Raw genomic sequence first — 19,729 nt, 5'->3', positions numbered from 1 at the left:
CATCGATGCTGAAGAACCAGATCCTAATGGCGATCCGCACCCTCAGACGGCAAAAAGCTTACTCATTCATAAGCATTGCGGGGTTGACCATAGGCATAGCGAGTTGCATTCTGATACTGCTATTCGTGACAAGTGAACTGAGTTATGACCGGTATCATGAAAAATCAGACCGCACCTACAGGATAGGAATTGAATCTGCCCATGGCGGCAGCCACTTCTTCTCAGCCTACACGTCAGGGGCAATGAAGGAGGCACTCGACCGGGAGTTTGCCGAGATCGAAGAGTCCTGCAGGATATTCCCTGTATCCAGGGCAATTATAAAGGCAGGCGACAGGAACTTCATCGAAGAGAATTTTTTCTATGCAGATCCCAACTTTTATAATGTATTCTCAGTGCCATTGATCGAAGGTGACCCTGCCACCGCTCTTTCGAGGCCAAACACCATCGTCATTTCCGAGGAAACTGCCCTCAGGCTTTTTGGCCCGGAAAACCCTGTGGGCAAGACTATCCTGATGAATGAGAGAGACCTTTTTGAGGTCACGGGTGTTTCTGAGAATATGCCCCATAATTCTCATTTCAGGTACAATTACCTGGCCTCCATTGAAACTGTAATGCCAGAACATGAGGTATACTTCCAGCGCTGGCTGTACAATTATATATACAACTATATAGTGCTTGCCAAAGGTACCGGCATAGAAGAATTCAACGAAAAACTGCAGGATCTTGTATACAGGTATGTAAGTCCCGAATCTGAACTGTCAGTAGGCAGGGGCATTGAGGCATTTGAAAAGGAAGGAGGGTTTTACAGGTTCAGGACGGAGAATATTGAAAGTATACATCTTCATTCAGATGCTGACCATCAGGTAAACGAAGGGGGCAGCATGACCGCCGTCTATTTCTTTTCAATAATAGCTGCCTTTATCCTGATCATTGCATGCATCAACTTTATGAACCTTGCTACGGCGCGTTTTTCTGGCCGGGCAAAAGAGATAGGGGTCAGAAAAACACTGGGCGGCAGCCGGGGCACCCTGGTACGGCAGTTCCTTGTTGAATCTGTAATTGTGAGCATAATATCAATGGTGATGGCTATTACACTGCTTGAGCTGTCACTTCCCTTTTTCAACAATATAACATACAAGTCGTTCGAACTAAACTATTTCGCCGACTGGTACATTATACCGGGCCTGGTCGTGTTCAGCCTGCTCACCGGCATACTTGCAGGAAGCTACCCGGCATTTTTCCTTTCATCTTTCAAGCCTGTCAAGGTCCTCAAGGGTGATACCGGCACAGGCAACCGGAGCAGCTCACTCAGAAAAATCCTTGTTGTGGCACAGTTTGCAATAACTATTGCACTGTTTATTGCAACATTCATTGTATCAGGACAGCTCAGGTTTATCCACTCCACCGATAAGGGGTACGAGAAGGAAGGACTGCTGATCCTGGAACGCACCCAGATCCTGGGTGATCAGCAGGAAGCCTTCAGGGATGAGCTGCTGAAACATGAAGGAATCATCAACGTAAGTTACTGCAATACCCTTCCGGGCTATCCTGCCGGGGGTACCGCCATCTACCGGCATGGAAAACCTCTCGAAGAGTTAACCCAGGTAATGGTTGTAACTGCCGACGAGCATTACCTGGAGACAATGGGTATGAGGATGGCAGAAGGCCGGTTTTTTTCGGCAGGTTACGGATCTGACAGGGATGCTGTAATTATAAACAAACCTCTCGCAACGATACTTGGATTTGACGGATCTCCCGATGGCAAAATTGTCTTTCCTCATGATGATCTTATTAGCCCGGTAATCGGGATCCTTGATGATGTCAATTTTGAATCACTGCACCGCAATATCAGGCCCATGGTTGTAAGACTGCCAGGGAGACCTGCCTGGTTAACGGCAATAAGGGTTGACCTCAACAATACACCTTCTGCAATAAGGCATATTGAACAGCACTGGACTGGTTTTGCCGGAGATGCCCCGTTTATATATTCTTTTCTTGAAGACGATCTGATGCAGCTCTATACGCAGGAGATCCGCGCAAGGAAAATATTCAAAATTTTTGCACTGCTGGCTGTCCTGATTGCTGCCCTGGGCTTGCTGGGCATGGCATCATTCAATACCGAAAAGAGAACCAAAGAGATAGGGGTGCGGAAAGCTATGGGAGCATCTCCCTCATCAATCATGCTGCTGCTGTCGAGGGAAATAAACATTCTTGTGCTTACAGCTGCCATAATATCCTGGCCTGCAGCCTGGCTTTTGATGGATCGGTGGCTTGAAAATTTTGCATACAGGATTGAACCGGGAATACCGGCCTTCCTGTCAGCAACGGCAATAACATACATTATCGCATTGCTCACAGTCGGAATCCAATCGTGGCGCGCAGCAAACCTCAATCCGGTTGACGTACTCAGAAACGAATAATAATTTACCCACAGTATATCAGAATTTCTGATATACAAATTACATACCTATAAAACTTAATAGCGGGATATCGGAAACGCTTTACTCATCACAACCAGCATTATATCCGGAGGTATGATAATTTTGGGTAATAGCTGTGTACCTGTCAGCCCCTGGCGAATTTTCCAATCAACTGACCGGGTAACATGTTAGGGATATTGAGATACTACATCGTTCTTCCTTCAAAATCAAAACTCAGCTGGGTATATATTTCTGCAATTTCAGCCAAAGCTGCTTTTAATGTTGCTTTTTCGATATTTGTTAATTCATCAATCCGGAGAGAATTATCAGGGTTTTCATTGGAGAGGATCATGGCTGTCTGTAGACGAAACCTGAGAAACATCAAGTATTCATAAGCCTTTACAATCTCCTCAATGAACGATTTGTTTATATTCTCCCTGTCAATAATGCTATTAAGCCTGGAAACAGTGTTTGTCTCATTAACATTATTTTTCAATGCATAAACACGGGCAAAGCCAACAACAGGCAACATTGCTTTTTTCAAATCTATGGTCTTATGTTTTTCGGAATATGTTACCCCCTTTAAACGACTCACAGATTTAGCGAGGTGGGCAAAAAAAACTGCCTCTGAATCAATAATTTTTATTATCTCATTTTTTAATTCATCTACAAGCGATTTATCACCATAAACAAAACGCAGGTCAAAAAATATTGAAATATCAAGAATGCTTTCAGGATCACTATTCTCAACCCATTCTTTGAAATATTCTTTCCATTTGGATAAAGGTTGGCACCATCTGGGATTACTTGCCATCACTTCACCTATGCAATACTCGTAACCGATATCATTCAACCAGCTGGTTATCTTCCCGGATAGTTGCAGAAAATACTCATTCACCTCTTGAGAATATTTTCCATGGTAAATAATAGCATTATCCTGATCAGTTTTCAGGGTCTGCTCTTCCCTTCCTTCGCTGCCTAATGATATAAATGCAAATTTAACAGGGGGCGGACCTGTTTTTTCAATAGCGAGTTCAACTACCCGTTTTGAAATGGCATCAGAAAAGGCTGCTGAAATCTGGGCAATATTCCGGGAATGAGAATCGGTACTGATCAACAGTGTCAGAATACCGGGCAATTTATCGTACAGGGATTGAAGCTGGCTGACCAACTCTGCCCTTTCTATCTTTTTAACCAGTAAGAATGGTGCATTTTGCTGAGCTGCCAGAAGATCTTTTTTAGATATGAACCCGGTTGTTTTCGATTGATCATTTTTTACTGCCAGGTAATCTTCATTTTCCTTATCCAATAACAGCAATGCCTCAAAAAGCAAAATATTTTCGTTCACATAGATAACCGGGGATTTCATCACGCTGAAAATAATTGTGTCATGATCTTTTTTCCCGGATATTACTTCCGTTATAAAAGCGTTATGATCCAACAAACCAACAATCTCTGTTCTGTTTCTTGTTACAAAAAGCAATTCCGTTTGCTTTCTGATCATCATATCAGCAGCCTCACGGATAGTGAGGTCCATATCAATATACTCCGGTTGGCGAAGAAAAAGTTTTACAGGTGAATTCATAAGTAACAGCGATGTCCTCAACTCCTCCTCAAGCATCTGTTCGGATTTATGCCTGATCAATTGCCTTGTTACCTCTTTTATGATAAAGATAAAGCCGCGTTTATTATTAATTTCAACATTGGATATTGTGAGTACGACCCCTATCTCTTTACCACCAGCGGCAATAAGTGTGGCTTCTACATTTCTGCTTTCATCAAGTGTTTGCGTAATATCTTCGATGGACTCATTTTGAAGGGTGAACAATTCATCCATTCTCTTATTCAGGAGCTCATCTCCGGTATATCCTGTCTGGCTCAGAATTGGCTGGTTAAAATAGATCAACCTGCCCTCCAGCCACATCATGGCACTTTCGGTAGAAGCCTCCACCAGCATCTTATACTTTAACCGTGATTGTTTAAGTTTTTCTTCGGCATCGATACGCCTGCGCTCAATGATCAGACTCTGCCGTGTTATATAGAATATTATTATTGCAATCAAAAGTACAAACAGAATTGTTATACGAACAATCCTCCCCCTGATCACTTTTATCTCCTCCTTTACATCCTCAAGGTAGATACCTGTACCCACTATCCAGTTCCAGGGTTCAAATCCTTTCACGTATGAAAGCTTGGGAACAATCCGTGTACTGTCATCCTTCCATTGCCACCAGTAATCTATGTATCCGTCGCCGCTATCCTTAACTTTCTTTACTGCTTCAGTAAATAACATGGTCCCGTGCGGATCGGTATAGTCGGAAATATTCCTGCCATTCAAGTCAGTACGGTAAGGATGCATGATCATTTCAGGGATCATGTTGGTGATCCAGAAATAATCCAATCCATCATCACCATAACGAATGAATTTTATCCGGTTAATGGCCATCTCTTTGGCCTGTTCTTCAGTCAGATTACCTCTGTATGTCTCCTTATGATATTCATCAATAATACTCAATGCAGAATTGGTCAACTCTCTTATCATCTCTTTCTTGCGATCCATAAACCCTTCCTCGACCATTGGAATGAAAACCACCGATAATGAGATAGCAAAAAGCACGATAACCAATATGGCTGGTACTATTATTTTTACAAAGAAGACTCCTCTCATCAGTATTTAATATGGTTATCTATCTTAACCTGACAACCTTTATTTCAAAACTTTCAGTATCAAAAACAGCCACCCCATTTTTATTCTGCCCAAAAGCAATTGATGGTAAGCCGATGAATGATTCTATTCTCATCAGTCTCTTTTTCTTAAACCCGTATTCCCGGAAACCCATCATATTTATAACTTCAAATCCTTCCCTGTGCATATGTCCGGCAAATGACAATATACAATTATTTTGCCGCATAAACCAAAAATGATCCCTGTACTCATAGATCTCATCAATCCTTTTTCTAAGTGAGCCTGAAATATCAGGATAAACAAAATGTGTAACCAGTATGCTGTAATCATCAATTTTCAGGATATCGTACTCGGGCAAAGATCTCAGATATTGAATGTTCTCTTCCGTCAAACCGGGATTGACCTCATGCTCATAAAACCATATTTTCCCTTTCATTAAATTCATCCGGTCACTGATTTCCATCCTGTACCAGTTTTCAGGATATTCAATACCGGCATGGAACATGGGAATTCTGCCTGCAGAAAAAAGATCGTGATTGCCGGGTACCACTATTGTGCAATTCTCCCTTACCAGGTCAATACAGGCATTGGCATCTTTTGTTTCCCCGAAAGGATAATAGGGGTTACTGAACCCGATAATATCACCGAGACAGATTATCTGGTCACAATGCTCCCTGTATAAAACATCCAAACCTTTTTTCAGTGAGACAACATCTTCATGAATATCAGATAAAAAACCCAGCTTCATGAAAAGAAATTATAGTTATAAAAACAGGTAAACCCCAAGTAACAGGCGGAAATTGCTAACCTCCTCTATGTTTACCGGAATTCCTCTCCTGTTTTCTGAAATATTTACCGTTCCGAAATTTGCACCGGTATATTCACATTCAACTGCAATACGTGCTTTTCCCGAATTAAAAACGATCCTTGGTGCAACCCGGTAGAGTGACTTAATGTCTGTGCCAAATCCTGTTATACCGGTGCCTTCAACAAGATTATCTGTAGCGCCAAGGTTTTCAGACAAGCCAAGGAAAACACCAAATTGGACTGTCTGTCCGTTGGAATGCATATCCAGCCAGTATGAGCTGGTCCGTACAGGAGCATATTCAACTGCTCCTCTCAAAGGATCGGTCACACGGCTGATCCCGTAACCGCCAATCATAAGCAGGTCATTCACATTTTGTCCCAGAAGATATTGTGCTTTAACTGTGAACAGCCTTAATCCTGCCCTTGCAAAACCCATGTAGGTTATGCCCGCCACATAAGCATCTGTTTTGTAACCTTGCGCAGTAACCAGTTCAGGCACAATTTTCTTGTATGCAGTACCGCCTCCGATGGTAAACTGAGTCCCTGCTCCAGGATCAGTATGGGTATAGTGTATCTGCGCATGCAAATCAGGCATGGAAGAATTGCGTAAATATGCAGAAGAGGTTCCCGCAGGGCCGATGTTGGCAAAATCCCTCTGAGAAAGAGCGGCTGCAACAATTTTCACATTCCCCAGTGTCTGTGTGAGACGAATCTGCGGATTCCTTGAAAAAGGCTGAAAGGGGCAGCCGGTGTTGAATGAAACAACATCGGGAAAAGATGAGCTTACAAACAGGGGATTCCAGAACTGCCCGAACAATAACTCAGAATTCTCCCGGTCAAATTTGACATAAGCATGTCTCAATCTGAATCCGTTAATATCAGCATTTGAATGCCCAAAAAAAGCACCTTCAATATGACCTGAAGTCTTAACCCCAAAAAAATCAGGCGCTGATATCGATGCATTTAACCGGGTCTGAATCGACAGAAAGTTAAAACTTGATGCTTCATTAATATCCTTATTCTCGGCGTCTAACGAAGGCCTTGCCGGCCACAACAGGAAATGGCCCTCCCTTGCAGCAACTGTCTGGCGGGAGTCATAAAAGAAATCGTTTTTTATAAACCCTCCTATTTTAATACCGAAATCACTATTATCCGTTTCCCGGGCACTAATTGACAAAGGCACTATGAATATGATCAGGATTAAAAATATTTTTGTTCTCATAGTATTAAAATCATATTTGAAGATAAGTAAGTTAGCCTATTTTCTTTCCGGGGGAAAAAGTTTTCTAAATATACTTTGTCTCTCAGGTGGTTTTCCAAACAGAATATTGATATTGTTTTGGGCTGCATGGTTTTCACTCCACAACTCCAGGGCTTTGTTATAATATTCGTATGCCTGTTCCACGTTATTTTCGTGCCGTCTGATGATGCCTAAATTTGTATAACTTACCGACAATCTTCTTGGAGTCTCAATCCGGGCAGACATAATCTCCTTTACCCTGTTCCGGATTATTGCATCCAGATTTTCATTATTATTTAGTAATAAATCTGACGCAAACTCTTTCTCAACAAAAACTTTTATCTCCTCTTCAGTCTGGTTGCCATGAAAATCCATCCAATTCGTATAATACTCTATACTCATTAATAAGTGCTGTTCGGCAAGAGCAAAATAATGCTGCCTGATCTCTTCCCTGACCGGATCTGAAAGTGCTTTTGTAAGAAATACAGATGCCCGGTTATTCTCTACGACTCCCATCTCATATGAATTCCTGTAATGCGGTATTGAGGAATAGATATTTTCAATGCTGTCCAGTAAAGCAAGGATCCCTTCATGATCATTATCTGAAGCATACATGTTGTACCTGCCGTACAATACCTGAGCCTGCCTGACACGTGGGTCAACAGACTTGTTAATATTGCCATAGTATATCGATGCAATGACGATACCAACAGCAGCAAGGATAACCATAATCCCTATGATTATTCTTGTCCCTTTATTTATCGATATATACATTCAAACTATGAGTGCACCTTTTCAATTAAGAATTTTCTGATCTCAATGGGTGTCTCTTTGGTCATTCTGGAAACAATAATATTGGCGGTAATTGCTAACGGAGCACCTATCCAGGCGAAGTACCAGGCACCAAGATAATAGGTGATAAAATCATTAAATGGTAATATCCATCCGGCCCTGGCACCTATCAGGTAGGTCAGGGATATAAGAGTAACAATGCTGCCAACGATTAATCCGGCCTTGGCGCCTGCCCGGTTGGAACCACTCCACCATATCCCCAGCAGGAACAAAGGGAATATTGTACAGCCTGCCATTGAAAAAGCAATGGCAACCAGTTGAGCGATCAATGCCAGATCAAGAACTGCAATAGCAGTGATAATAATTGCCATCAGCAAAGTACCCAAACGGGCAACTGTCATCTGGGTTCTGGGTTTGGCTTCGGGATTAATCACCTTTACATAGAGGTCGTGAGCAAATGCAGAAGACCCGGCTACCAGTAAACCGGAAGTTGTTGAAAAAGCTGCAGAGACTCCCCCTGCCGCCAGAAGTCCCACAATCAATGGATTAACATTACCCAATTGTGCTGTATAAACTACAATGGCATCTGCAGCCAGTTTTCCTACTTCTGGATTTGAAGACAATATTGTGCCGAAGGCCGAATATACCGGAGCACTCCAGTAAAGCAAACAAATAAAAAACAATCCCCATACAACTGACCACCTCGCGTCACGGGCCCTGGGAACAACGTAGAACCGCTGTATTACATGTGGCAAACCCGCAGTTCCAATCATAAGTGAAAAAGCTATAGCCATCCATTGAAAAAAAGTTTGCCCGGTAGAAGGATCCCATGGCATGGCATATTCCGGGCTTGGCACTATGGCAAAATGGTGTCCCAGGGTATTTGCCATTCCTGCTTTATCAACTATTTTAACTCCTTCAACAATATCCTGAACTACAGAGCCATAACCTATCTGAGGGATTAACCAGAAATAATCAAATTTCGCGGTAAGAATAAACAATGGGACCATAAATGAAGTGATGATGATCACGTATTGAATCTGCATGTTTTTCGTAACACCAAGCATACCCGATATAAGCGTATAAGCAAGCACTACAGAACCGCCAATGATAACCGCAGGCAGATAATCAATTCCCATCACCCACTTGAACATCAGCCCGATCCCACCAAATTGTCCGACTGCATAGGCAATTGAAATAATGATGGTAATACCTGCGCCAATGGTCCGCAATGTTTGTGAATAATACCTGTCCCCAATAAAGTCAGCCGCCGTGTATTTTCCATATCTTCTGATCTGGCCTGCCATGAGTATAAGCAAAAGCACATACCCGCCGGTCCAGCCAACTACATAGGACAAACCGTGATAACCGGTACCATACATCAGCGCGGCCATGCCAAGGAAAGAGGCGGCACTCATCCAGTTGGAAGCAATTGCCATACCTGAACCCACGCGGGAAATTCCACGGCCGGCAGCGTAATAGTCGGTAGTATCTTTGGCACGGAATAAAATGCCTACAAGCACAAACAGAGTTAAAATAAAGATGAGAATAATAGCCGGCCCGACTTTAAAACTGCCTTCAAGTTCTGTTGCATCGCTTGCTGCATGGGTTACCAGGGGTATCAATGTGAAGAGAAGGAGAATGTATATCCGTTTCATATTCTGATTTTTCCGGGGTTAAGTAAATTCAATGATTAGTCAATCTGTTCAAGAAAGTTAAGCTTAGCGTGCAGTTTATCGGTCCTGTAACAATATAACCAGCACAATCCTACAAAAAAGACCAGCAGAAAAACAGCTGTATAGAAATAGTGAAAAGGGAACCCCAGAAAAATGGTGTCGGTGAGGACAGAACGGTTATGTGTCAGATACAGGCTCATGATACCAGGTATCTTCAATCTGTTTTCTTCTGCCATATTTCCCATATCATCATCAAGTGCCAATGGCAGAAGTTGTGCAAGCAATGTGCCTTCACCAATACCTAATGCAGGTGCAGCCCTGGATATGATCGATCCTTTTGTTTCCAGGTATCTTGCATCTCTTAATGAGGTTATCTCCTCCCTTAACCTGTTCAGAAGCTGCACTTCTTGCTGCAGATCAGCCAGTTCATCATCAGGCAATAATCTGGACAATGTCCAGCTTATGCCATCTTTTAAAGCATCATACTCATCGGGTCCAAGTGTTAACTTGCCGGTAACCTGTACCATCGACTGGCCTGCAACCTGGTAATCATAGCTCACGGCATTTCCCGATTCTATCTTTTCCCAGGCAGGAATAAACTCAACCAGTGCTTCTTCCGGTACCGGTTTCGAAAGTATCTTCAATAAAATCTGAAACCCGAAAATTGCAACTGCCCAAATAATGAATAACTGAATGATAAGATTCCTGTTACTGCGGGCTTGCGGAGTGGTAGGATTGAAAAAGCTTATCCTGTATTCTTCTGTTTCCAAAGTATTAATTATTAAAGTGAAAAAACTTTATGGCAAGATAAAAAAATAATTTCTTATACAACTATATTCAACTCCTGCACAGGCAAAATTTCATAAAAAATATTCCTGTTCTATGCATTCTTCTTAAGGCATTGAATATATATGAGTTGATCAGGGAGTAACAGACCCCGGAATACCGGTTGCAGGTTATCTTAAAAACCGGCGCTTCCCCGAAAGGGAACATCCCCTCATTAAAAGATAGCCTGTCGGCCGAAGCTGTGCCCAGGCAGGAGCCCGGTTAAGGTTTCCATTTGAACATCACAGCAGTTGTTGCAGTTTGGATTACAGTAATTACTGCCCGGGAAGGATTACACTAACATAAAAGTGCCCGACGAAGAGCTGCCCTCTTCTGTTGTTAACCAATACTTTTTCCCAGCCATCCGGCAATAAAGGAAAAGACATCATCCTTTTCAGGCTCATTGTGTAATTCGTGGTAGAAGCCATCCCAAAGCCTGAGGGTTACATTATCGCCGGAATTAGCACTGAAGCTTTTACTGCCTTCAGGGGAGGTTATGGCATCTGCGGTTCCATGCATCAAAAGAACCGGCATGGTAATGCGCCCGGCCATCGAAAGAGCCTTTTCGCCTCCACGGGAGGCAGACAGAAACAGTCCGGCAGAGATCCGGTCATGTACAAGGGGATCAGATTTGTATTGTTCAGCCACGTTTTTGTCGCGCGACAAATATCCGGTATCAAGTCCATTTGGTTGTAAAATTGACGGAACCAGCGAGCCAGCCAGGCTGGCCAGTATCATTTTATATCCGGGCACAGGCATTGACAACTTAAGCCAGGGGCTGGTAATGATCAGGCCGGCCAGGTTACTCTGCCTCTCAATAACATAATTGACTGCAAGATTGCCTCCCAGGCTGTGGCCATAAAGCACTACGGGAATCCCGGGGAATATTGTGGCAACTTTTTCAAGGAACAATCCGATATCACTGAGGGCAATATCCATCGAAGGAATATTCCCCCTCCTGCCTTCTGATTGCCCGTGCCCCCGAAGATCAAAAGCAGCAAAAGCAATCTTTGCCCTGCAAAATTTTTCAGCCCAGTGGAGGTACCTGCCCGAATGTTCTCCCAGTCCGTGCACAAGCGCGATTGCCATCTCCGGATCGCCGGAAGGCGACCAGCTCTGAAAGAACATATTTTTGCCGTCAGCAGTCATAAAACTGTCATGTATGTTGTCCATGCTGATATACTATTCGTTTTACAAAACTAAAATCAAGGTAAATATATGACTATCCCGGTAATTACTGAGCTAATCTTTTTTACTTTGCAGGGAAACTATGTCGGCTCATATATAAAATTAAGTATTACAGGTCAGCTCAAAAATGGCAAAAACAACTCTACAGATGTTCATGGAAGATAAGAACAAAAATTTGCGAATGATTGAAGGAATATATTCCTTCATAAACGAAGCAGAGCTTACAGGCGATAATCTTAAATACAACCGTCTTTATAATAAGATAGCCTGGTCATACAACCTGTCACAAAGATTATACTTCTGGTTTAAGTTTGGCGGCGAACGAAAATTCAGGGACCCGTTTCTGAGCGAATTGACTGTAAAGGATAACGATAAGGTACTTGAAGTATCAACCGGCACAGGAGACAATTTCAGGTTTTTAAACAAAAATGCAGTGTATTACGGGGTGGATATATCGCTGGGAATGTTAAGGCAGGCGAAGAAGCATGTCAAAAGATGGAATATAGATGCCAGGCTGGTCCACTGTGAAGGTGAAGAGCTGCCTTTCAAGGATGATTTTTTTGATGTAGTCTTTCACTGCGGAGGAATTAACTACTTCAATGACAAGCAAAAGGCGATACATGAAATGATCAGGGTTGCAAAACCCGGCACCAAACTCCTTATAGTTGATGAAACCGACAAACTTGTTCGCCAAAGTTATCAAAAAAACCCGCTGATAAAAAAAGAATTCAAAGATGCTGATAAAGCGCGGGTTCCTGTTGACCTGGTGCCTGCCGAGATGACAGAGATATCTTCGGAGATCATTTGCAAAGGGCTCATGTACAAGATCACTTTCATCAAGCCGTGATTATTTCTTTTAAATTATCCTGAAATGAGTTAAATTTATCATAATTACAGGATCTGTTTATGGAAAAGCTTATTATTCCGGCCATTATTTCTTTTATCATGGTCCTGACCTGCGGCTGCAGTGACAATGATAATGACAAAACCCTCCTGTTCAAACATGACAGTCCCCGTCCTCAATGCAGGTATAGTCCCGACCCCGGCCGTGTCCCGTACTACAGTGAACCGGTCGTTGTTGCGACGGACTGGGGTGAGCCGGTCAGGCTTGCCAGCCCTCTTACCGACCAGTGCCCCAATGATGCTGTTGAGATAAGCCGGGACGGGAAAACCATCTATTTCTTCTGGTCACCCACAGTAGAGGGCACCAATGAAGAGTTGCTCCATATTCATACAGGCACATATTACGCCAAAAGGGTTGGAGATGATCCCGGTCTGTTCACCAACCCGCGTTTTTTTGACCTGCAGAAGGGAGCTGAAGGTGGTTCTGTTGATGGCAGGCTGAGTTTTACCCCTGACGGGGCTTATGTCTACTTCCATTCGACACGGGCTGATAACCTGGGTTATCAGCATTCGCCACCGACAGATGACTATCTCGACATATATGTTGCTCCGATCATCGACGGCGAACCGGGCCCTGCCGTGAACCCTGGTGAACCGGTAAACTCCATTTACCTTGATGGTGAACATGCCCTGAGCCCCGATGGTTTGCAGTTGTTCCTTACCTCCACACGGCCCGGTGGACTCGGAGGCACTGACATCTGGGTGTCAACAAAAGAAACGGATGGGTGGTCAGTACCGGAAAACACCGGAGCCCCTGTGAATTCGTCCGACTGGGACGGACAACCGGGATTCGCGGCCGGTGATCCGAACACCATGTACTTTGTCTCCAGGCGTGACGGTCCTTCAAGCATTTACCGCTCAACCTTCATTGGAGAAAACTGGAGCGAACCTGAAATGGTTATCACCGGCTATGTTGGAGAACCTTCGCTTGTGGCAGACGGCAGCATAATGTATTTCGTTCATGTACTGGTAGACGACGAAGGGGTATTCGGTTCCGATATATGGTATGTAAGGCGTGCAGAGCATAAGTAAAAGATCTTTGGAGATGTCCGGTTTCGAACAAGCATGTTTGCTGGCGGACAGTATTGTGATTTCCATTATACCCCTTAGCCCTTGTTAAACTGTTTGTTAAGCTCAATGGCCTGTTATTTGATAATTTACAAGACCAAAAAACAGTTCCCCTCCGTAATTTCGGAAGTACAGTAGATGCCATGAACAAACACATTCTTATTGACAATTTAACCGCAAATATCGGTGCACTGGTCTCGGGCAGCAAGAAGTTTTTTACTGAAAGCACCGACAGCTTGTCTTTCGAAGAACTTATCAGGTCAACTGAATTAACTGTTCCTGCGATTAATTCTGAAGGGACTTATGAAATCCGGGCAACAAGGAGGATTGCCGGGGAGCTTGATCCTGCTTTCAGGGTTGAGAAATGGCTTGGGATTGATCATCCGTCAATCATTTATCATCATGGAAACAATGAAAGACCCTTCGATTACCGTAAAAGAGCGAAAAATTCTTTTATGGACATCTTTGTAAAGGCCCGGGATAGGTTCGATGCGAACCTGATTGCGGTAAGAGCTCCTTTTCATAATGGCAGCCTTAAACAGTACCAGCAAAAAATGTTGCATCTGGTAAATTTCATGGCGATGATCTCAGCTTCTGTGAAACTGAATGAATCCATAATAGAAAAGCTGAGGGAGATAAGTAATGCTCCGGTTATCACATGCGGCATAAGCCTTGGGGGATGGGTCACCAATCTCCACAGAAGTTATTATAATTCATCTACTGTATATGTACCTCTGCTGGCCGGAACATTTCTGGGCGAACTGTTTTTAAAAAGCAAATACAGGAAGCTTGCCTCAGATAGCGTTTTTCAGCAACCTGATAAGATAAGGCAGTTATTGAATTTCCATGAAGATTTCAGTAAAGTTAGGACAAGGAATGTCATTCCCCTGCTGGCAACCTACGACCGGTATATAGAGTATGATGTCCAGAAGAACAGCTATGAAGGGCATCCTGTCAGAACAATTGAAAACGGACATGTTACCGGAGCATTGAATACTGTTGCATTAAGAGATCACATTCTGGAGGCTTTGCAAAATTCAAAAAAAACACTTGAAGATAACTTTAACTCATCCCCGGGAAGGGAATAACTAAATTAAATTAACAACAATGAGAAAAAGAATAATCAGAGTAAGCCTCTACATTATTGGAGGAATTTCAGCAACAGTTCTGGGACTTTTTGTTGCACTATGGATTATCAGTCCCGGAAAACCCGAACCTCTGACCGGCCCTGACGGAAACCCGCTGGAGGGCAGCATTTCTGTTATTGAGAAGATCTCCCTGGGTGGACTTGATCAGTATCTCATTATCAGGGGTGCAGATTCAACAAAACCGGTAATGCTTTTCCTGCATGGCGGACCTGGAAGTCCGGAAGCTGCCTTCATGAAACATTTTAATCCTGGTATAGAAAAAGACTTCGTTATGGTGTACTGGGAACAACGCGGGGCGGGCAAGTCCTGGTCAAGGGATATTCCGGTTGAAAGCATGAATATGCGGCAGTTTATCTCAGATACCAGGGAACTCAGTGAATACCTGTCAGAAAGATTCAAACAGGACAGGATATATATTATGGGCCATTCATGGGGATCCTTACTGGGTATCCTGGCAGCCCGGGAACATCCTGAGCTCTATCGGGCCTATTTTGGGATCGGACAGGTAGCGGATCAGTTCATTGGAGAGCAAATCTCATTTGAATGGGCAAAAGAGGAGGCCCGTAACCATAATGATAAGAAAGCTGCTGAAACACTTGCTGGATTAAGTTTTCCAGATTTGAATGCCAGCGGCAAAGAGTGGATTGATTATATGACAGAACAAAGGATATACGTGAACAAATTCGGCGGCGGGACCACCCGGGATATAACCGGAATGTGGCCATTGATCAGAATTGTGTTCAAAACAAGAGATTACACAATTGGCGACAAACTGAATTTCATGAATGGCAGCATGTTTTCACTGGAGCATATGTGGAATGAAGTGATCCAAACAAATCTTTTTAACGAGATCGACAGCATGCAGGTACCTGTCTATATTTTCCACGGAAAGTATGATTTTACAACCCCGTATTCTGTTGCAAAAGATTTCTATGATCAGCTGAAAGCGCCGGAAAAAGGATTCTTCACCTTTGAGAACTCCGCTCACAGTCCTGTTTTTGAAGAGGTTGAGAAGTTCAATTCAATTGTAAGGGAGATCACACAGAAGTATTGAATTATCTTAGGGAATTTTGCTTATGACACGCATATACATGGTCTGTTTGATTATGGTTTTGATGACATCTGGTTGCAACTCTTTGCGAAAATCAACTATTACCGACATATCAGAGCCTCGTTACCTGATAGTAACGGCCGACGATCTTTGCATGACCGAAGGAATCACTAATGGTATTGTTGAGGCATACAGGAATGGCATAGTAACCACGACCTCTGCATTGATGAATTATCCGGGAGCTCGTGAGACCATTATCAGGGTACATCAGGAAAACCCCGAACTCCCCATCGGGATACACCTTAATATTACCACCGGGAAACCGGTCCTCCCTCCTGAACAAATCCCAAGCCTTGTCGACAAGGATGGCTATTTCTATCATTCTCACAAAATAATCAGGCATCTTAACAATATCTCAATCGAAGAATTGAGGGCAGAAGTCAACGCCCAGGTTGAGCAGTTCCTCACAACAGGAGTGCCGCTCGATCATATTAATTCGGAGAACCATATGCTGGCACTCTACACCCCGTTTCATAAGGTAGTAAGGGAAACGGCCATAGAACAAGGCATTCCTGTCCGCAACCCTGTTCCTGAAAGTGTTCATGGAAATATCAGGGTTAGAAAAGGAGGAGGTTCCTCAAAAGCTCTTGCTGCCATGATGGGTTATGCCATACGCCACCCTTTCAAGTCCTTCAGGATGATGAAGCTGGTAGGCCCGAATGCTTTCAGGGAGGAGGAGATGCTTGCAAAACAGGAGGGCATTCCGGTAACAGATTGGTTTGTAGACTCTTTTTACGGAAATGCTGATATTGAAACTTTTATTTCAATACTCGAACAAATTCCACCAGGTATCTCAGAATTAATGTCACATCCCGGATTCGCCTGTATAGAAGAAAGCCCTCCGGGTATGGACAGCAGCTATATCAATGAAAGGGAACTGGAGCTGGAAGTCCTGACGAGCACTGAAGTCAGGGCAAAACTTCATGAACTTAATATACGGCTAATTGATTTCTCATATTTAACAAATGTAAGATAGATGAAAACAAATAGAAGAGAATTTGTCAGGAAAGCCGGCCTTGCCACGGTATGTGCATGAACTGGATTTCAATCGACACCTGTTCAGTGTAATAAATTGGGATTCAAGATTAATTGAGATACTGGGAAGCAGGGGCCTAGGAAAGACAACGCTTATGCTTCAAAAGGCAAAATTGTTAAATGCAGTGGAACCAAATCAGCCCAACGAATAAAAGATTTGAAAAATGCCTGGCTGGTATTGGATGATATAGAAAATGGCGTGTTTAACAGGCTCCCCATCTGGCTGTTTGGATTTTTATATTAGAGTGGGTTAACTTACAACCCATTAAAGGAAGGGATACTCTCAATTTCTGAACTTGCAGGTGATCCTGACAAAATGATAACTGATGAAATAAGAAACCTTATTGAAAAACATAATCTCTATTTGAAACAGAAACTATTGTAGTCAGTTTTAATAATGTCTGTGCCAGTCAACAGAAAAGATTTGGGTTTTCTAAATTTGATAAACCTCGGCTACATCCTCTTCAACAGGCAGCAGTTTCTGCAACCGGATTTCTTATCATACAGTATTGCTCTATAGGGGTTTCACCGGACTTTATTGTTTTGACCAAATCAAAACCAAAATGCTCATAAAGTCCCACATTATCATAGTTGTGAGTTTCCAGCACAACCGGTATCTTTTCTTTATCAGCATAATCAAGGACCGGCGTAACCAGCCTTCTGAATGCTCCCTTCCCTCTCATGCTCTCATCAATAGCTACAATCTTGATCCTGAAAAATCGTCCGCTTACAAACTCCTCCTGCCAGCTGAAACTTACTACATTGCCGGCCCTCTTGTAGTTGGATATGATCTTCCTGATATCCCGCATCCCGAGTACCAGGAATGTCCGGAGGTAAATCATGCTAACCAGCCTTAGGTTGTTCCATCTGTTTTCATCGAGGCTGTCCTGCCCGATAAGAAATGCACCAGGGTTACCGTCCAGCAGCCTGAGCTGCCCGCTCCTGAGTGCATGAGCGGTATGAATAACCGAATGAGCCGCGAGAAGCTCATCCTTTCTGCTTAAGCCTTCAAGTATGACTTCATGCATAGGATCGTCAGTAAAACTGGAAGCCATAACTTCAGCTACAGTTCTTATAGTCGTTTTATAAATTCTTTCCATCATTACCTCCTCAATCATATGCCGATTATCTGTTTACTATCTCTTTCCTGTAGACGATTTTTTTGCCCAGAATATCGTAGATCTCCATCACCCAGCCATCTTCATCAAATCCTTTCTCCCGTACGAACCTGTTCATGGCGGGGTAAACTTTCATTATGCCCATAATGACCGACAGTTTCCCCCGGTAAGGGAACTCCGTAACTAAATAATCCTTCCCGGGGAGGGTCTTTATGTTGTATTTGCCTTCCAGCTTTTTAAGTGTTTCCGGGTCAGGATCTTCGAGAATACTGCCAACCTCAGACCGGAGCATGCTCTTCTCAACCTTTTGGGGATTGTCGTAGTATATCCCGAACCCCCTGAATGTTTCAATTCCCTCCTCATTAAGCAACGAGTAATACATCTTGTCAATCGGACCTGCACTTTTGCTGTAATCGCCGGTCTGCTCCACATATACAAGGGTCTCTCCGCCCTGTTTGGCTATATTGAAGTCAACCTTTCTCAAACCACCGTAATAGATGAAAAGGGCTGCCACAATTACCACAACCAGCCCCAGGATGATCAATGCTATTTTCATTTTATTCAAATTTTAAATTAATGTTTAGAAGAAATCACATCAACTACCAATCCAAAAAAATGCCAAACCAATCAGATCTCAGGATTTCAATGCTTTAGCTCTGCAATAAAATAATAGCTACCCTTTTATTGGCCTAAATCACACCCTGTTCTGTCCGCTCCCGTACACTAATGTTTCAGAAACGAACATAAAAGTATTGCTGCGAATCTGCCGATATCTTTCCAGGCAACTGCATACCAGCCACATACCTTTTTTGGCACAATTTTATAATAATGTAGTGACAAAATACTCACGGCAATATATTTTAATAATCCATAAAACTTCAATAAAATGAACAAGATTGAAAGACCTCAGCTCCTGCCCTACCTGGGAAGATTTACGCTTCTGTTCCTGTTAACATACTATGTTATTGGTCTGCCGTTCCTGGCAATCCAGTCGGCGCTGCCTGAATCCGGCAGGGTCGCGCTCGATTTCTATGAAACGTTCCGCCCCGTTGGGTTCATGGCTGTCGTCGGACAGATACTGCGGGGCCTTGCCTTTGCACTGGTTTTTTATCCGTTTTACAATATCCTGTTTGAAAGCGCACGGGGCCGGCTGATCCTGTTCGGAGCCTTGTGGGGTGTTGCACTCTTCGGCTCGGTCGAACCACAGCCCGGTTCAATCGAGGGGATCATCTACACCACCATCTCATTCACAGAACACCTGTACGCGCTGACAGCCATAGCACTGCAAATGCTTTTGTTTGTCTGGCTTTTCTCTAAATGGGAAACGCTTTCGCGGAAGAGAACGGGTACGGTTCTCCCCGGCAGCCGGGAGATCCTGAAAGATTCCGGGAGCCTGAAAGATCAGGAAAACCTGGAAGTTCAGGCGAACATGAAAAACTATAAGAGCCCGGGAAGCCTGAAAACACCGGAGAGCTCTCTACCCGTTAATCTGCCGGAAAAGCTCAGGGGGTATACCACAAGGTTTGTGGTTGTCCACCTGGTTACCTATTGGGTCATTGGCCCCTTGTTTTACCAGATCGCAGGATATGCAGATGCTCTGCAGGAAATGGAGATATTTGAAATGTGGCGGGACCTTGAAAGTATTCCCGTTGTGCTGCTCGTCTTTTTCGGGCAGATATTCAGGGGTGCGATTCTCGGACTGCTGCTTGCTC

Annotated in this window: 16 protein-coding genes; 7 read left to right on the top strand and 9 right to left on the bottom strand. The window is 43.5% G+C overall.

Annotated elements, in window-relative coordinates; genetic code table 11:
- The first annotated feature begins 5 nt into the window (after window positions 1–5).
- Window positions 6–2,420 carry an ABC transporter permease gene (locus EA408_10700; GenBank protein ID TVR70675.1) on the top strand — a complete coding sequence of 805 codons (2,415 nt, stop codon included), beginning with the start codon at window positions 6–8 and terminating at the stop codon, window positions 2,418–2,420.
- Window positions 2,421–2,625: 205 nt separating this feature from the next.
- Here the strand turns inward: EA408_10700 and EA408_10695 are convergent, their stop codons facing one another.
- The 7 genes from EA408_10695 to EA408_10665 all read right to left on the bottom strand — a co-directional run bounded on the left by EA408_10695 (window position 2,626) and on the right by EA408_10665 (window position 11,619).
- On the bottom strand, window positions 2,626–5,088 hold the full coding sequence (locus EA408_10695) for a PAS domain S-box protein (protein ID TVR70674.1): 2,463 nt from the start codon (window positions 5,086–5,088) through the stop codon (window positions 2,626–2,628).
- A 19-nt stretch (window positions 5,089–5,107) separates the two neighbouring features.
- Window positions 5,108–5,854 carry a metallophosphatase family protein gene (locus EA408_10690; GenBank protein TVR70673.1) on the bottom strand — a complete coding sequence of 249 codons (747 nt, stop codon included), beginning with the start codon at window positions 5,852–5,854 and terminating at the stop codon, window positions 5,108–5,110.
- A gap of 15 nt (window positions 5,855–5,869) precedes the next feature.
- Window positions 5,870–7,090 (bottom strand): hypothetical protein, encoded by a 1,221-nt coding sequence (locus tag EA408_10685; GenBank protein ID TVR70672.1) that lies wholly within the window; start codon window positions 7,088–7,090, stop codon window positions 5,870–5,872.
- 81 nt (window positions 7,091–7,171) lie between these two features.
- Entirely contained in the window at window positions 7,172–7,927 is a 756-nt protein-coding gene (locus EA408_10680) for a hypothetical protein (GenBank protein ID TVR70671.1), read from the bottom strand.
- Window positions 7,928–7,932: 5 nt separating this feature from the next.
- Window positions 7,933–9,603 (bottom strand): cation acetate symporter, encoded by a 1,671-nt coding sequence (locus EA408_10675; GenBank protein TVR70670.1) that lies wholly within the window; start codon window positions 9,601–9,603, stop codon window positions 7,933–7,935.
- Window positions 9,604–9,638: 35 nt separating this feature from the next.
- On the bottom strand, window positions 9,639–10,391 hold the full coding sequence (locus tag EA408_10670) for a DUF4212 domain-containing protein (GenBank protein TVR70669.1): 753 nt from the start codon (window positions 10,389–10,391) through the stop codon (window positions 9,639–9,641).
- Window positions 10,392–10,785: 394 nt separating this feature from the next.
- Entirely contained in the window at window positions 10,786–11,619 is an 834-nt protein-coding gene (locus tag EA408_10665) for an alpha/beta hydrolase (protein TVR70668.1), read from the bottom strand.
- 163 nt (window positions 11,620–11,782) lie between these two features.
- Here EA408_10665 and EA408_10660 point away from each other — a divergent pair, with 163 nt between their 5' ends.
- The 5 genes from EA408_10660 (at window position 11,783) to EA408_10640 (ending at window position 16,840) form a co-directional block, all read left to right on the top strand.
- Entirely contained in the window at window positions 11,783–12,481 is a 699-nt protein-coding gene (locus tag EA408_10660) for a methyltransferase domain-containing protein (GenBank protein ID TVR70667.1), read from the top strand.
- A 59-nt stretch (window positions 12,482–12,540) separates the two neighbouring features.
- Window positions 12,541–13,569 (top strand): hypothetical protein, encoded by a 1,029-nt coding sequence (locus EA408_10655; GenBank protein TVR70666.1) that lies wholly within the window; start codon window positions 12,541–12,543, stop codon window positions 13,567–13,569.
- A 179-nt stretch (window positions 13,570–13,748) separates the two neighbouring features.
- Window positions 13,749–14,693, top strand: coding sequence for a hypothetical protein (locus EA408_10650; protein ID TVR70665.1), 945 nt, complete (start codon window positions 13,749–13,751; stop codon window positions 14,691–14,693).
- Window positions 14,694–14,712: 19 nt separating this feature from the next.
- Window positions 14,713–15,807 carry an alpha/beta hydrolase gene (locus EA408_10645; protein TVR70664.1) on the top strand — a complete coding sequence of 365 codons (1,095 nt, stop codon included), beginning with the start codon at window positions 14,713–14,715 and terminating at the stop codon, window positions 15,805–15,807.
- A gap of 22 nt (window positions 15,808–15,829) precedes the next feature.
- Window positions 15,830–16,840 carry a ChbG/HpnK family deacetylase gene (locus EA408_10640; protein TVR70663.1) on the top strand — a complete coding sequence of 337 codons (1,011 nt, stop codon included), beginning with the start codon at window positions 15,830–15,832 and terminating at the stop codon, window positions 16,838–16,840.
- Window positions 16,841–17,363: 523 nt separating this feature from the next.
- Here EA408_10640 and EA408_10635 read toward each other — a convergent pair.
- Both EA408_10635 and EA408_10630 read right to left on the bottom strand, forming a co-directional pair.
- Entirely contained in the window at window positions 17,364–18,017 is a 654-nt protein-coding gene (locus EA408_10635; protein ID TVR70662.1) for a GNAT family N-acetyltransferase, read from the bottom strand.
- 7 nt (window positions 18,018–18,024) lie between these two features.
- On the bottom strand, window positions 18,025–18,573 hold the full coding sequence (locus tag EA408_10630; GenBank protein ID TVR70661.1) for a hypothetical protein: 549 nt from the start codon (window positions 18,571–18,573) through the stop codon (window positions 18,025–18,027).
- Between the two features lie 330 nt (window positions 18,574–18,903).
- Here EA408_10630 and EA408_10625 point away from each other — a divergent pair.
- A partial coding sequence (locus EA408_10625) for a hypothetical protein (protein TVR70660.1) occupies window positions 18,904–19,729 on the top strand: 826 nt, incomplete at its 3' end.

Source organism: Marinilabiliales bacterium, from assembly GCA_007695015.1.
Classification (GTDB): Bacteria; Bacteroidota; Bacteroidia; order Bacteroidales; family PUMT01; genus PXAP01.
Note: the sequence above shows the minus strand (reverse complement) of the source record. Positions and strands in the feature narration are given on the sequence as shown.

Bases quoted from the DNA above. Each gene is read 5' to 3' on its own strand.
- EA408_10635 (TVR70662.1), bottom strand. From the start codon at position 18,017: ATGATTGAGGAGGTAATGATGGAAAGAATTTATAAAACGACTATAAGA.
- EA408_10665 (TVR70668.1), bottom strand. From the start codon at position 11,619: ATGGACAACATACATGACAGTTTTATGACTGCTGACGGCAAAAATATG.
- EA408_10660 (TVR70667.1), top strand. From the start codon at position 11,783: ATGTTCATGGAAGATAAGAACAAAAATTTGCGAATGATTGAAGGAATA.
- EA408_10695 (TVR70674.1), bottom strand. From the start codon at position 5,088: ATGAGAGGAGTCTTCTTTGTAAAAATAATAGTACCAGCCATATTGGTT.
- EA408_10690 (TVR70673.1), bottom strand. From the start codon at position 5,854: ATGAAGCTGGGTTTTTTATCTGATATTCATGAAGATGTTGTCTCACTG.
- EA408_10645 (TVR70664.1), top strand. From the start codon at position 14,713: ATGAGAAAAAGAATAATCAGAGTAAGCCTCTACATTATTGGAGGAATT.
- EA408_10700 (TVR70675.1), top strand. From the start codon at position 6: ATGCTGAAGAACCAGATCCTAATGGCGATCCGCACCCTCAGACGGCAA.
- EA408_10640 (TVR70663.1), top strand. From the start codon at position 15,830: ATGACACGCATATACATGGTCTGTTTGATTATGGTTTTGATGACATCT.
- EA408_10655 (TVR70666.1), top strand. From the start codon at position 12,541: ATGGAAAAGCTTATTATTCCGGCCATTATTTCTTTTATCATGGTCCTG.
- EA408_10630 (TVR70661.1), bottom strand. From the start codon at position 18,573: ATGAAAATAGCATTGATCATCCTGGGGCTGGTTGTGGTAATTGTGGCA.
- EA408_10680 (TVR70671.1), bottom strand. From the start codon at position 7,927: ATGTATATATCGATAAATAAAGGGACAAGAATAATCATAGGGATTATG.
- EA408_10650 (TVR70665.1), top strand. From the start codon at position 13,749: ATGAACAAACACATTCTTATTGACAATTTAACCGCAAATATCGGTGCA.
- EA408_10675 (TVR70670.1), bottom strand. From the start codon at position 9,603: ATGAAACGGATATACATTCTCCTTCTCTTCACATTGATACCCCTGGTA.